Source organism: Hymenobacter ruricola, assembly GCF_015694525.1.
Lineage (GTDB): Bacteria > Bacteroidota > Bacteroidia > Cytophagales > Hymenobacteraceae > Hymenobacter > Hymenobacter ruricola.
In genome coordinates this window covers 173,550-187,698 of record NZ_JADQDM010000002.1, presented here as the reverse complement: position 1 = coordinate 187,698, position 14,149 = coordinate 173,550, and the positions used below count along the sequence as shown (strand labels likewise).

Here is a 14,149-nt window from a genome sequence, read left to right as displayed (position 1 = left end):
ATTGCGTCTCTACTCGTTCAGCGACGCCGCCAAATCGGCCTGGAAACGGAGGGTGTCGGTGAAGGCTTGCAGCTGGGATTGAAGGGTTTCGTGCAGGTCGGGGATGGCTTCGGCTTGCTGAATGACGGCGGCCGCATCGGCGGAGGCAATGTTGGCGGCCACGGTTTGCGGCAGCAGCCAGGCCAACTGGCGCAGGTGGTAGGGCGGGGCGTTGACCTGGTAGAGGGTGGCCGTGTTGGCCAGCTGGCTGGCAATGGCCCGCACCACCGTGAGGCCGAAGGCGCGGGGCCAGGGCGCGGGCACAAAGCCGAGGTCCTGCGTCCAGTTGGGCACCTGGCGGCGCACGCGCTCCAGGATGGGCGCCACCAGCAGCTCCTGCCGGGTTTCGTCGGGAAGCAGCGCGGCCAACGAAACCCAGTCGATGCCTCGGTCGCAGTGGGCTTTTTCCAGGGCCGGCCGCTCCTGCATCCACAGGGCAAGGAAGGCAGCGGCAAAGTCGGCATCCCGATGCAGCAGCGTGCTTTGGGCCCAAGCCGAAAGCAGCGGCAGGGCCCATTCCGAAGCCAGCGCGGCGGCCAGCAGCTCGGGCGGCGTGAGGCCGAGGTGAGCGGGCCAGCGGCCGGGCGGCAGCAGGGCCAGCAGGTTGGCCAGGCGGGCCGTGGCGGGGCCGACGACGGTTTTAAAGGTTGCCCCGTACGGCGACAGAAACCGCGCATTTTTCTCTTCAATGCCATCGAGCAGCCAGGATTTGTCCCAGGCTTCGGGCAGCGTGACTTCCAGCGCGGCTTTGCCCAGTCCCAGTAGCTTGCGCCGGGCCGTGAGCAGCGGGGCGGCCCGCGCCCACAGCCGCCCGGTGAGCGCCGCGTCGGGCAGCTGCACCAGCAGCTCCGCGGCGCGGCGGCGCACGTCCTGCCCCCGCGCCTTGAGCAGGGCTTCGAGCACGGGCTCCGCCTCCGGGTGGAGGTGGCGAGCCAGCACTTCAAGAAACGCCTCCTGCCCCTTGGCCGGCTCGGAGGGCAGAGCCGCCAGCACCAGGCTGCGGGCCTCGGCGGGCGCCTGCGCGAAACGCTCCGCAAGCCAGGCGCGGCGCTGGGCCAGCGTGCCGGTTTCCCAAATGGCGGTTTCCGCTTCGGCCGGCGCGGGCGCGGCGATGCCCTCGGCCAGCCGGGCCCAATCGGGGTTCAGGGCCGCCAGCCAGTGGCCGCGGCTGCCGATGACGGGCGCCAGCACGGCCCGCGTTTCGGCCGAGCGGGCGGCGTAGTGCAGCAGCGGCACCAGCAACTGGGGCGGCACCAGGCGGTCGCGGCCGGCCAGGCGGGCCAGGTAGTCGGGCAGCAAGTCCAGGTGCAGGTTGTTGACGAGCATCTGGTGCAGGTAATCGGCGCCTTTGGGGCCAATGACGGGCAGCAACTCGGGCGGGGCGGCCGCGAGGGGCGAGGCGGCGGCCGGAGTGGGGCGGTGGCCGGCCTTGCGCATCAGGGCCAGGGTGCCGGCGGCCAGCAGAAGCTGCTGCTCGGGCGAATCGGCGGGCGCGGGGAAGGCGGGAATGGGCTCGCCGCTCTGGCGGGTGCCCAGCAGGGCAATGCGCAGGAGCTGCGCGGCCGAGACCTTACCCCCTGACTCCTTCTCGCCAAAGGAGGGGGCACCGGACTTGCTCCCGATGGACTTAAGGGAAGAATCGCCCTCACGAGCCGGTGCGCCCTCTTCTGAGGAGAAGGAGTCAGGGAATAAGATTGCCCAACTGCTCAACGGCCGAAACGCTCGCCCGTCCCACTCGCCAAACAGCGTAATGGGCTGGCCGCCGCTTTCGGCCAGCAATTTCCAGCCAAAGTCCTCGTCAATCAGGCGCAAGGGCAAAGCGCCGGGCTCCGTGGCGTGGCGCAGCTGCCAGCTGCCGTCCGGAAGCGGCGTGGGTAACACCTGCGTCAGCGTGGCGGGCCACTCGCGCAGCCAGGGCTGGCGGGCCAGCGCGTCGGCGTAGTCGTGCAGTAGCTGGCCGATGGACTGGCCCGCTGGCACGGCCCCCGCTGGCACGGTGCCATCAAACTTGACCTGAACCGGCGCGGCGCGCAACGGCAGCAGGCCGGGGTAAAAAGCCAGTTCGCCCAAATAAGCGCCGTGCGGAATGAAGGGCGTGCCGAAGGGCTGCCCGCCGAAGGAAAACTCCAGCACCAGCGCGGTACGGCCGGTGTCGCGCCCGCGCAGCCAAGTGCGGCGGGCAGTGAGGCGGTCCTCGTCCCAGCGGAACTGGCCCAGCACGCGCCAGGCGTCGGCCAAGGGCGTCGTGGTGGCTATAAGGTCTTCCTTTTTGAGGTTGACGCCCACTTGCTGGAGGATTTCCGGGCGGGCTTCGGGGCTGAGGTTGGGCAGGTTGTGAAAGGCCCGCACCAGCAGGTACAGCTCGCCCAGGCGGCCCAGCAGGCGCGCGGGCCAGTCGGCGTGGGCGTGGCGCAGGGTGCCCAGCTCGCGCAGCGTGGCGGCCAAGCCAGGCAGTTGGTTGTCGACCAGGCGAGCGGCCTGACTTTCCCAGAAATTGGCGGGTTGCTGGTCGAGGGTGGCCAGGCCGGCCCGCATCAGGTCTTCAAGCCAGGCCGCGAAGTCTTCGGCCCCGGAAATCATCCGCGCGAGGCGTTTGGGGTCGACGGCCAGGCCGGACTCATTTTCGGACGCGGCTGCGTCGGGGGCAGTTGCCAACGCTTCGCTGCCGTCGTCGGTTGTGGCTTCGGGAGTTGCTCTGGCTGCTTTCGGGGGCTTTTTGGCCGGGGCCGGGATGGCCTTCTTCTCCTGGGTTTGCTGGCGCTTTTCCAGCCACTCTTCCAGCCAGGCGGGCGGGGTGGTGCCTGTGAGCAGCGCCGGCTGGCGGGCCAGCAGCAGGAGCAGGCCCGCGCCGTGCTTGCAGGGAAATACCCGGCTGGGGCAGCTACACTTAAAGGCCGTCTCGGCCAGGTCGATGCCGGTGAGGTAGGGCTTGGCGCCGCTGCCGGCGCACTCGCCCCAGGCGGCCGTGTCGGTGCGGCCCAGGTTGGCCCATTTGGTGGGGTTCAGCAGCTCCTGCCCCCGTTTCAGCGTGCCGGGGTCGGTGATGAGGGCAAGGGCCTGGGCTTCGGTGAAAGAAATCATGCGGGGCGGGGTAGGCTCCAAATGTAGCAGGGAATTTATTGGCTTGGAATGCTGAAAAAGCCTGTCATCCTGAGCGCAACGAAGAACCTTCTCACGTTAGAGCATCAAGCATCCTGACGTAATAAGGTCCTTCGCTGCGCTCAGGATGACAGCCGTCCTGGAATCTGCTCAGGCAAAAAAGTCCCCGGGGTCGGCCTGGCTTAGGTACTTCTGCAGCTTGGGCAACGAGCCGAAATAAGGCAGCACGCAGGCCAGAAACTGGTCGGCAATGGCGGCGTTGCTGGCGTAGGCCACGAAGGCCGCACCACTTTCGGTGAATTCCAGCTCGTCGAGCAGCGCCGGGGCGTGCTCTTCCACGATGGTTTCCAAATGCTCGGCCCACGAAGCCGGCGTGCCGCCAAAGCCGAAATGCTGAAACAGGCGGTAATACTCTTCCAGCCCGTCCACGTCGGCAAAAATCACCACCTCATATTCGGGCGAAATGGGCGGCGGGGCGGGGGCAAGCTGAAAAGGAAAAATAGATTCCATGGCCGCAACATACGGCTACTTGCGCCGCCGCAACGCCACTGCCAGTCCCACGCAGGCCACCGACAGCACCGCAATCAGCGCGTCGCGCACGAAATGGCCCTGCTTGGCCTCGGCCACTTCGGCTTCGAGGTCGCGCTGCTTGAGCAGCTGTTGCTTTTCGCGCTGGCGCAGGTTTTGGGCATCATTTTCCAGTTCCAGCAGGCGCTGGGCCGTCACGTTGCGGTCGCCCCGGCTGGTGTTTTCGAGCTGGGTGGTGGTGGCCGCCAGGCGCACCGACGTGGTTTGGGCCTGCTGCGCGGTGCGGTTGAGCACGTCCACGATTTGCTGGTCCTTGTCTACGATGCCCTGCAGGGCGTCCACCACTTCCTGGAGGTCCTTTTTAGATGGTTTGTTGCCGAACAGGCTGTGGCGCTGGGCGTTGGCCTCGGCGTATTGGCGGGTCAGGACAGCGCGCTCGCGCAGCAGGGCAGACAAGCGGGCGTCGAGCGGTGGGCGGGCGGGGTCCTGGGCCTGGGCCGCAACGGGGCGAAAAAGCGTGCCGGCCAACACCAAAAAGCCAAACAAAGCACGACGGGTAGTTATTTGCAGGGGTGTGGCCGGCCGCGAAACGGGCCGGGGTAACTTAAAATCAAGCGTTGTCATGAAAAAAGCGGGGATGTGGATGCTCATTGCGGTGGGCGTGTGGAGCTGTGAAACGGGCCGGCTGCGCACGCCGCCCACCTACGGCGGGGCCGTGTCGGAGGGCCTGCACGCGCAGGCCGGCAGCGGGGTGCTGCCCTTTCTCATTCAGGCCAGCAGCCAGGATGAAACCTACGGCTTTACGGCAAACAACCCCGTGCGGGTGGGCGGCGGCCGCGAAGCGGGTGCCCGCAACCAGCAGCGCTACCTCAACGCCCTGCTGGGGCCCAATGGCCAGCCGCTGGAATACGAGCGGCAAGGCAGCTGCTGCGCGTTCAAAACCACGAGCGGTGGGGTGGATAACGAGGGCCAGCTCGACATTTACGCCGTGACGTGGAAAGGGCAAAAAAAGCCGGTAACGCTGTATCTGAACATGTACGAAGAAGGCCCGCTGGCGGCACCGGTCGGATTTCGGGCCGTGAAGTAGCGGCGGGCAGCAAGTTAGGGCAGATGCCGCCCGGGCGTTACTTTTATGGGTCCGGCCGCTGAATCTCTACCTCCCAATGCCCATCGACTACTACGCCCGCCTCGCCGCGCTGGCTGCGGCCCCGGCCGCCGCCCCCGCCGACCAGTTGCCCCAACTGCGTAAGCTGCTGGAAAAAGTGCTGCGCGACGAATGCAAGCGCACCGAAACGCCGTTTGTCGACCTTAGCCAGGCCGTCGGGCAGGTGGCTTACCAGCGCGGCCTGCCCACCGCGCTGCGCAACCAACTCCAGGCCCTGCGCCTGGCGGCCAACCTGGTGCTGCACGAAAGCTACGCCGGCACGCCGGCCGAAGCCACCGCCGGCTTTGCGGCCGTGGCGGCGCTGGTGCTGCACCTCACGGGCGAGTTTTACGAAGGCCCAGCCCTGCCCGAAATGCCGCAACCGGAGGAATCGGCTGCTGAGTCAACTCTTGCGGTGGCGCCAGTTGTAGCCTCTGAGCCGGTAGTGCCCAGTGCCACCTGGCGGGTGCACGTGCTGCACGTCGACGAGGCCAAAAGTGAAATCACGGTCGAAATGGTCACGCCGGCCGATGGCTGCCCGGCCGCGCCGTTCCGCTTGCTGCTGCCGGCGGCGTATGAAAATCTGTTGCCGCTGGCCGCCGCGCTGCACCCCACGCTGCACCTCATCGGGCCGGTGCAGCAGGCCGACGGGCGGGTGAGCCCGCGCCGCGTGGTGTTGGAGCCCGATTACCTGGTGAGTGTGACCACCATCGCCGAGTGCGCCCAGGCCACGGCCACCATCCCCGAATGGGCCCTGCTGAACGCCTTTCTGCCCGACGACACCTCCCGCCCCCTCGTGGTCGGAAACCTGGTGAACCTGCTGCTGGATGAGGAAGTGAGCCACGCCGCCCAGCAAGCCGAAGTGAAAAACCTGGCGGAAATCAACGCCACGGCCGCCGGGCCCGGACCGGAAATGCTGCCGCCAGCCGGCTTCCGCGGAGAGTTTGACCTGGAAAAATTCTTCAAGCAGCGGCTGTTTCGGGCCGCACCGCTGGCCATCAGCACGCTGCCGGAGTTCCAGACGCGCACCGGCGTGCCCGAACTGCTGAACGACCTGCGCCGCCACCACCGCACCCTGCGCGAAACCCGCGTGCAAGGCTTCGTGGCCCAGAGCCGCACCGGCTATCAGCAGGAGCCCCTGCGCCTGGCCGACTGCTTCCTCGAACCCACTTTCCTCTCGGCCACCTACGGCCTGCAAGGCCGGCTCGACTTGCTGCACGAAAGCGCCACCGGCTACGATTTAGTTGAATTGAAAAGTTCGACCAAAGTGCCCCACGCCGAGCCCTGGAGCAACCACGCCGCCCAGGCCCAGCTCTACCGCTTGCTCCTGGAGTCGGTGTTTGGGGCCGACGGCGAAACGGCCGGCCGGGGCCGCACCAGCATCCTGTATTCCAACGCGGCCAGCGGCCAGCCCGCCGTGCGCCGCGTCGACCAAAACCAGGAACTGATTGACCGGCTGCTGTCGGCCCGCAACCAGCTGGTGGGCATCGAACTGCAGCTGGCCCGTGCCACCGGCCCCGTCCAGACGGCGCGCCTGCTGGCCCCCGTGCTGCGCCCCAACCTGGAGGCGCTGCCGCCCTTCGGCAAGGCTAAAGCCGAAAAAGTAGCCAACGCCTGGGCCGCCGCCGACCGCACCGAGCGCGCCTACTGCCTGGAACTGGCCCGCTTCACCGCCCGCGAAATGCGCCTCACGCTGCTCGGCGACGAGGCCCGGCCCGGCGATGCCGGCGGCCAGGCCGGCCTGTGGCGCCTCCCACCCGCCCGCAAATTCCAGAATTTCAGCCTGCTCGATGACCTGATGCTGCTGGAAGACAACAGCAACGCCCCCGATGATGCCCGCGACGGTCTCGGCCCGCACCTCATATTCCAGCGTCCCGCCGAAGGCCGCGAAGTCAACTTCCGGGCCGGCGACACGCTGATTCTGTACCCGAGAAGAAAAGCTGTTAGCTCTTCATCGAGCGACGCTAACAGCTCTCAGCCAGCAGCTAAAAGCTTGACAGTGCTTGATGCGCAGGTGGTGAAAGTGGTGCTGGCCGAAGACCTGAGCGCCGACGGCCGCGTGGTGCTTAGCGTGCGCAACCGCCGCATGGCCCCTCGCTACCTGCAAGGCCATTCGCACTGGGCCCTGGAGCCCGATACCTACGACACCTTCCGGAGGGAGTGGGCAGGCTTGTCTTCCTTCTTAAGCCTGGCGCCCGAACGGCGGAAGCGGCTACTGGCGCGCATCGGTCCGCGCGAGCCCGAGGAGTGGAGCCCGGACGCGCCGCCCGCGACCACGGCCCCGGAAGTGGTGGCCCGCGCCCTGGCCGCGCCCGACTGGTTTGTGCTCTGCGGCCCGCCCGGCACCGGCAAGACCCGCGCCGTGCTGCGCGAGCTGGCCGAGCGCCTCTACAAACAAGACAAGCAGGTGCTGCTAGCCGCCTACACCAACCGCGCCGTGGACGAAATCTGCGAGCAGCTGGTGCAGGCCGGCCTGCCGTTCATTCGGGTGGGTTCGCGGCTGGGCACGGCGCCGGTGTACCGGCCGTATCTGCTCGACAACATGCTGCGCGACTGCACCAGTCGGCAAATGGTGCGCGGGCGCCTCACCACCTGCCCGTTCTACGTGGGCACGGTGGCCAGCCTGCTGGGCAAGCCCGAGCTGTTCATGCTCAAGCAGTTCGACCTGGCCGTGGTGGACGAGGCCAGCCAGGTGCTGGAGTCGCCCATGCTGGCGCTGCTGGCCAAAGTGCCCAAGTTCATCCTCATCGGCGACCACCGCCAATTGCCCGCCGTGGTGGCCCAGGAGCCCGAAGCCAGCGCCGTGGCCCCCGAAGTAGCCCAACTGCTGCGCGACGAGCTGGGCCTCACCAACCTGCGCAATTCCTACTTCGAGCGCCTGTTCCGGCGCGCCGAGGCCCAGTGGCCGCACGCCCACGGCACCCTGGCCGACCAGTACCGCATGCATCAGGAGCTGGCCGTGCTGGTCAACCAGGACTTCTACGAAAACCAGCTGCGCTGCCCGCTGCCCTGGCAGGCCGCCCCGCTCGACCGCGCCCACTGGCCCGCGCCCGCCGATGCGTTTGCGGCGGCGCTGCAGGCCCGGCGCGTGGTATTCGTGCCCACCCGGCGCCTGCCCGAGGATTTGTCCATGAAAGAATCGGCCCAGGAAGCCGACCTGGCCGGGCGGGCCGCCGCCTACGTGGCCCAGGGCTACGGCGCCAGGTTCAACCCCGAAACCACGCTGGGCATCATCGCCAGCTACCGCAACCAGGCGGCGCGCATTCGGGCGCGGCTGGCCCAGTTGGCGCGGGAACTGGACTTGCCCGCCCTCACCCAGGTCAGCGTCGACACCGTGGAGCGCTACCAGGGCAGCCAGCGCGAGGTCATCATCGTGAGTTTCTGCTGCCACCACGAGCACCAGCTGGAGCTCATGGTCTCGCCCGACGAAAGCGGCCAGGTCGACCGCAAGCTGAACGTGGCCCTCACGCGGGCCCGCCAGCAGCTGGTGCTGCTCGGCAACGCGGAGGTGCTGCAGCGCGCGCCGCACCACGCGGCCCTGCTGGCCCGCGTGGCGGCGGTCAGGCCTTAGCCAAGCGGCTTATTTTACGTCGACCAGCTCCACTTCGAAGCGCAGCGTGGTGTTGGGCGGAATCGGCCCCGAACCCCGGGACCCATACGCCAGCGCCGAAGGAATGAACAATTCAGCCTTTTCGCCCTTGTGCATCAGGGCAATGCCTTCGTCCCAGCCGGCAATTACTTGCCCGGTGCCCAGGGTAAAAGTAATGGGGGTGTTGCCGTGCAGGATGGAGGCGTCGAACACGGTTCCGTCCATGTAGTGACCCGAATAGAGCACGGATACCTTTTTCCCGGCCGAGGCCTGCACGAGGCGTGTATCCGTAAGCACCGGCAGGTAGTACAGCCCCGACGTCTGCCGTTGGGCGGTGGTTATCTGGTGGTCATCGAGGTATTTCTTGATGATGTCGTCGTCGATTTTGCTGTAATCCTTGACGACTTGTTCTTCGTCTTTCTTGCAGGAGGTATTCAGCAGGCCCGCCGTGCCCATCAGCACCGGGAATAACAACCGGAGGACCCCGGAAGAAAAAGGAAATTTCATGCGAGCGGTTTTTTGAGTAAAAATAGGCCTTTCGCGGCAATCATGCACCGGGTAGCGGCCCCAGCGCCGTTCCGCCTGGTAACCGTTCGGAGCAGCCAAACAGTTCGGGCTGAAATGGCAGAAGCTGCCCAAAAACCGGCGCCACCCGTTTCGCGGGCTCAGCCATTTTCCTGAACCCGCTGGTCCGCAACCTTTCCCGCGCGCCGGAGCTGCTCCACCAGCAGCACCAGGGCCACGCCAATGGTGTAGGCCAGCATGTCAGCCCACTCAAACCGGCTGCCAAGCAGCACCCGCGCCGCACGCCAGTGCTCCCAGCCCAGGCGCTGCAGCAGGTGCACGTACTGCAGGGCTTCAATGAGGTAGGAAACCAGCAGCGCAATGCCGGCCACAACCCCCGTGGGCAGGGCCCAAATACCGCGAACAAGGCAATATAAAAGCGCTGCGGCCAGCACGTCGCCGCCGTGCGGCCGCACCCAGTCGTCGTGCACGAAAAGCGCGATAAACACCTCAACCAGCAGCAAAAGCAGCGCAACTCCCAGATATCGGTAATCGAGGCGCAGCAGCCGGCCAGGGGCTGTCGGGGAATGTACTTCGACCGTTTTTTGAGGCATCATCAAGCGCGGGAATGGTGCATGGTCGGGGCCGTCGGCGCCCGGTCGAGCGCCTGAATGCGGGCCTGGTACTCGGCCGGCAGCATGGCGTTTTTGGCCCATTGGCTCAGGGCCAGGTGCTTGGTATGGCGATACAGGGCCAGGGCGGGGCGCACCCAGCCGCCGCCGGGCAGCCCCAGCAGCTGGCCCACGTAGGGCGGCACCACCAGCCCTTGCACAGCCCGCAGCAGGCCGTAGCGCGGCCCGCCCAGGTGCTTGCGGTACTGGCGATACAAATCGAAGGTGTAGGGGCCGGCGGCCAGGTTCTGGGCCAGGTGCTGCGCGCGGGCGGCTTGCCATTCGGCGTAGGTGGTGGGCAGGCCGGGAATGCCCATGCGCCGCCCCACGCGGCAAAACACGTCCATCAGCTCTTCCTGCTCGGGCGCGGCGAGGGGACGCTCCAGCACCTCAAACGCCCGCTCGGAGTAGGCGATGAGCATGAACAGCACGTCGCGGTAGGCCCAGTCCGGGATGGCCTGGCCGCGCTTGGCTTCCACCGCGCCATGGATAGCCGCAATGGTGTCGATGGCCTGCTCGGCGCCGGCAGCATCGGCAAACACGATGCGGCGGGCGTAGTCGACGGTGGAAAAGAGCCGGCCGAGCGGGTCGGCCGGCAGGCGGCCAGTGAAGTAGAGCCAGTCGACGGCTTTGTTGAGCGCAAACTCGGCCGCGGCCCCGGCGAAGATGAACAGAACGGTATCGGCTGAACCCCAGATGCGGCGCACGATGGAATCGGGAGCAACGAAATACTGCATGGTTAAAAAGAACTTTGAAATACAAAGTTAATATAAAATTCTTTTACGCCGTGATTTTCGACCCAAGCCTTTCAGCGCAGCTCCGGACGTTCTTGTTGCCAAGTGCGCTGAGCAGAATTGGGGGTTTGGCAGCGGGCTAAACCAAGTGTATGATGCGGACGGCGCACCGCTACTCACTGTTTGCCAGATGCCGATGCGGGCTTGCCTGGCGCCTTTGCGGTGCGAAGAGGGCCGGCGGACGTTTCGCCATACCACTGAGGGGTGGGCCATCGGCGAAAAAGCGAACGAATATTTCGGGGGTAGTTAGCCGGCGAACAGCGGCGCTTCGCTGCCGCCGTCCTGTTCAGGTGAACCAAAAGCTTGATTATTCAACGATATTGAAATATTTGCAAATTGCCGGATTCTCACCTATGTTTAGCGGCTCAGCAATGCGGTTGGTGATGCCGCCTGCATTGGCACGGTTACGATTGACAACCTCACAAATAGCCCCACAATGTCTACTACCGATGACATGCCCGACTATGACTCTCTGCTGCTACAGTACAGGTCCGGGAAACTGGTACCCGTAATTGGCAGCGACCTGCTTAAGGTGGTGAGTAGTGACGGCAAGAAGATTCCATTTGAGAGATACATCATCGGCGAAATTTTAAGGGATTTAACGTATTTAACCAACGACGCAACCCCGGGCAAAGCGGCCAAATCGTTGACCGAGCTAGCCATCAGCCGCGATGGATTGGACAACGAAGTGCCGGGTATTTATTCGGAAATAAGCTCCGGTAAAGTCGACGGGCAGCCTTATTTCGACAATTCATTGCTGCAGCTGCTGGCCAGGGGTGACAATTTTAAGTATTATCTGACCACTTCGCACGACCGCCAGCTCGAAGAGCTGCTGGACAACGACGTAGACGTTTATACCTGGAACCACGTCAAAACGGAACCACTGATTATTAACAAACAATCGCCCAAAAAAAAGCTGATTTATCTTTTTGGTAAAATTGCGAAAGACGGAGAGCCCGACGAAGAGGTGTCCTACATAGACATCGACAAAATGGAGAGCTTATTCAGCCTGGCCGCGTCGGCGCCGCAGGTGCTGAGCTCGGATATGGATTCCCTGTTGGGCATCCTCAAGGGAAAAACGCTGCTCTTTATTGGCAACCACTTTGAAGATTGGTTTATGCGCTTGGCCATCCGGGTGCTGTGCAACCGAAAATTTAAGGACTTGCGCAAAAAGCTGGTTTACATCATCAACGATTCTTCGGCGGCAATACAATACGAGGAATATTTCATCCGGAAATACGGCATTGAGGTGGTGCACAAACACCCAATGCAGGACTTTATCGAAAACTTAATGAGCAAAGTTTTGGCAGAGAGTGAGTTCAAGGATTCGCACGAAGGGAAGCAGGTATTTATTTCCTACGACCGGGACAATAAAATAATCGCCGAAAATCTCAATTCCCGCCTTCGTCAGCACGGCATCAACACGTGGTTCGATGTACGTTCCTTGGAAATCGGCGAATACGAAACCGAGATTAGAAATAAAATCAATTCCGTGGGCACCTACCTGCTCGTGAGCCTGATTTCCAAAGAGCTGGCTGGAAAGCCCCAGGCAGATTCGTACGTTAAAAACATTGAGTGGCCGATTGTTGAGCAGCGGCTCACGGCCAACCGGATGTTTGAGGCAATGGGCCGGCAAGTTGAGCGGTTCAAGGTGTTGCCAGTGGCCGTCGACGAATTCAGCGGCTACTTCGACGTACTGCCTGATTTCATTCGGACCAATAATATTTACCCGCACGATAGCGACCAATTGATTGTCGATATCGATAAATTTTTAGCGCAATGAACGCCGGTGCACCCAACCCGTACAAAGGCCTTTTTCGCTACACGGCAGAAGACGAAAGCCGGTTCTTCGGCCGCGAGCAGGAAGTGAAGGACGTAATTGAAATGGTGCAGGCGAAGCCGCTGGTGACCCTCTACGGCGAGTCGGGCACGGGCAAAACTTCGCTGATTCACGCAAAGCTGTTTCCTGAATTAAATAGAAAATATTTTTTCACGGTTTACATCCGCATCAATTTTACCGACAAAAAAACGCCGTTGCAGCAGGTTCGGGAAATAATGAATGCGGAACTGAAGAAATTCTCGCAGGAGGCGCAGCCCCCGCATTTTGAAGAAACCGCGACGCTGCTGGAGTCGGCGTCCAACACGTGCTTGTTTGGGGGGCTGGTGAAGCCGGTGCTGTTTTTTGACCAGTTTGAGGAGCTGTTCACCCTGGGCCCGAAACACCAGAGCCGCCAGGAACTCACCGAATTCGTGGAGCAACTATCCGACCTGGTGGAGGTGCGCTCGGGCAAAGTGGCGGCCACCGGCAAAAGCGCCATGACCACGGATGAGCTGACGCGTAATGCGCTGAACTTTAGAACCGTGATTAGTTTGCGGCAGGATTACGTAGGTTACCTGGACGATTTAAAATTCGACCTTCCGTCGCTGCTGTACGGAAAATACCATTTAAAGAAATTCACGATTGCCCAGGCCCGGGAGGCTATTCGCGGGCCGCTTCGGGACCAGCAGGTTGCCGGTGGTGAACCCGCCGGCATTCAGCTGTCGGTAGAAAATGTGGGGCTCATCGTGCGGCAGATGGGGGTTTCCAGCGCTTTAATCAGCGAAAGCCTCAGCGATGAAGGGGCCCCGGCCGCCAAGCCATACGCCAGCAGTAGCATCATCGACCCCACGCTGCTGAGCCTATTTTGCTACGAGGTATTTAATAAGGTCCAGGCCGTGTTGCAAAAAGCCGTTTCGCCGGACGCAACCAGCGTGGGGCCGGATTATAACGCGGTATTCCGGGAAGTCATCACGTCGGCCAACGTGGAGGATACCATCGGACAGTATTATGAAAAGCACCTGGCGCATTTACAGCTGCTGAAAGAAGCCATTGAAGCGCAGTTAATTAACGACGATGGAAAACGACTGCTGGTGCCGCTTGCTACATTCAGCGAGAAAAGCGGCATCGCTAAATCGGCGGTCGAAAATTTGATTCAGGAGTCGGCGTTGCTGAAAGACTACGGCGACAACGATAAAAAAGAGATTGAAATTGTCCACGACCAAGTGGCGAAGTATGTGCTGCTGAGTAAAAAAAAGCGGGATGCTGCGCAGGCGGCGGCTGGTTTTGCGGCCAAAGTCCGGAAAAGGGCCTTGGTTTCGACCGGGGTGTTTTCGCTGGTTGCGTTAATAGCCGTTGGCATTTACGTGATTTACCAACGAGGCCAATACAACGTGATTGCCCTTCGGGATAGCAACTCTGCACTGGAAACCAAGCTGGATAATACCCAGAACGAGCTCAGGCAACAGCAGGAAGCGGCCAGCACGTTAAGCCAAAAAGTTACGATACTGAACAAGGAGTTTGAGGCGAAAATTGGCGCTGCAAATCAACGGTTTGACGCTATTAGGAGAAGCGACGCCAACCTGCAAAGGACGTTGCAGGATACCATTGCATTGCTCAAAAAGAGAAACGTCAACCTAAAGCTTAAAAATAGTGGCCTGACAAATCAGGTGATGGAAAAGGATAGAATGATAAAAATTTTCAAGGCTTCGCTTGAGATGAGCGGCAAGGACAATACGTATTTAAATCATAGAGCAGATTCCTTGCAAAGGCGAGCGAATACCTATGCTGAGGAAATAAAAAAACTGCGGGCAGACACCGAAACGCCCAGACCAAGCCCTGAGCAGGTACGCCGTCCCACTGCGTCGGAAACAGGTTCGTCGCCGCTTCTTAATAAAAGCAACTCGGGCACGGGCAATAAGACCAAGCAGTCGCCCAAAAAGAATTAATGCCTCTGTAATCTTT

The 14,149-nt window shown here is 62.6% G+C and carries 10 protein-coding genes; 4 read left to right on the top strand and 6 right to left on the bottom strand.

Going from position 1 to position 14,149, the window contains the following annotated elements; translation table 11 throughout:
- Nucleotides 1-9 precede the first annotated feature (9 nt).
- From I2H31_RS04805 to I2H31_RS04795, 3 genes are all read right to left on the bottom strand, one after another.
- On the bottom strand, nt 10-3,120 hold the full coding sequence (locus tag I2H31_RS04805; RefSeq protein WP_196291872.1) for a DUF5691 domain-containing protein: 3,111 nt from the start codon (nt 3,118-3,120) through the stop codon (nt 10-12).
- Nucleotides 3,121-3,288: 168 nt separating this feature from the next.
- Nucleotides 3,289-3,648, bottom strand: coding sequence for a hypothetical protein (locus I2H31_RS04800; protein ID WP_196291871.1), 360 nt, complete (start codon nt 3,646-3,648; stop codon nt 3,289-3,291).
- 15 nt (nt 3,649-3,663) lie between these two features.
- The gene (locus I2H31_RS04795; RefSeq protein ID WP_196291870.1) at nt 3,664-4,212 is read right to left on the bottom strand and encodes a hypothetical protein; all 549 of its coding nucleotides are present in this window, start codon (nt 4,210-4,212) and stop codon (nt 3,664-3,666) included.
- A gap of 76 nt (nt 4,213-4,288) precedes the next feature.
- Between I2H31_RS04795 and I2H31_RS04790 the strand changes: the two genes are divergently transcribed.
- Together I2H31_RS04790 and I2H31_RS04785 are read left to right on the top strand one after the other, a co-directional pair.
- Nucleotides 4,289-4,753, top strand: coding sequence for a hypothetical protein (locus I2H31_RS04790; RefSeq protein WP_196291869.1), 465 nt, complete (start codon nt 4,289-4,291; stop codon nt 4,751-4,753).
- Nucleotides 4,754-4,829: 76 nt separating this feature from the next.
- Nucleotides 4,830-8,381 carry an AAA domain-containing protein gene (locus I2H31_RS04785; RefSeq protein ID WP_196291868.1) on the top strand — a complete coding sequence of 1,184 codons (3,552 nt, stop codon included), beginning with the start codon at nt 4,830-4,832 and terminating at the stop codon, nt 8,379-8,381.
- Nucleotides 8,382-8,390: 9 nt separating this feature from the next.
- On the opposite strand, the gene I2H31_RS04780 is transcribed toward I2H31_RS04785, so the two are convergent.
- The 3 genes from I2H31_RS04780 to I2H31_RS04770 all read right to left on the bottom strand — a co-directional run bounded on the left by I2H31_RS04780 (nt 8,391) and on the right by I2H31_RS04770 (nt 10,311).
- A complete protein-coding gene (locus I2H31_RS04780) occupies nt 8,391-8,906 on the bottom strand; it encodes an FKBP-type peptidyl-prolyl cis-trans isomerase (protein WP_196291867.1) in 516 nt (171 codons plus the stop codon).
- Between the two features lie 158 nt (nt 8,907-9,064).
- Entirely contained in the window at nt 9,065-9,520 is a 456-nt protein-coding gene (locus tag I2H31_RS04775) for a ribosomal maturation YjgA family protein (RefSeq protein ID WP_230687479.1), read from the bottom strand.
- A complete protein-coding gene (locus I2H31_RS04770) occupies nt 9,520-10,311 on the bottom strand; it encodes an oxygenase MpaB family protein (RefSeq protein WP_196291866.1) in 792 nt (263 codons plus the stop codon). Before I2H31_RS04770 ends, I2H31_RS04775 begins: the two co-directional genes overlap by 1 nt.
- A gap of 493 nt (nt 10,312-10,804) precedes the next feature.
- Here I2H31_RS04770 and I2H31_RS04765 point away from each other — a divergent pair, with 493 nt between their 5' ends.
- Nucleotides 10,805-12,151 (top strand): toll/interleukin-1 receptor domain-containing protein, encoded by a 1,347-nt coding sequence (locus tag I2H31_RS04765; RefSeq protein ID WP_196291865.1) that lies wholly within the window; start codon nt 10,805-10,807, stop codon nt 12,149-12,151.
- Nucleotides 12,148-14,133: an nSTAND1 domain-containing NTPase gene (locus I2H31_RS04760; protein WP_196291864.1), complete on the top strand. Its 1,986-nt coding sequence runs from the start codon at nt 12,148-12,150 to the stop codon at nt 14,131-14,133. The genes I2H31_RS04765 and I2H31_RS04760 overlap by 4 nt, the downstream gene beginning before the upstream one ends.
- Nucleotides 14,134-14,149 lie beyond the last annotated feature (16 nt).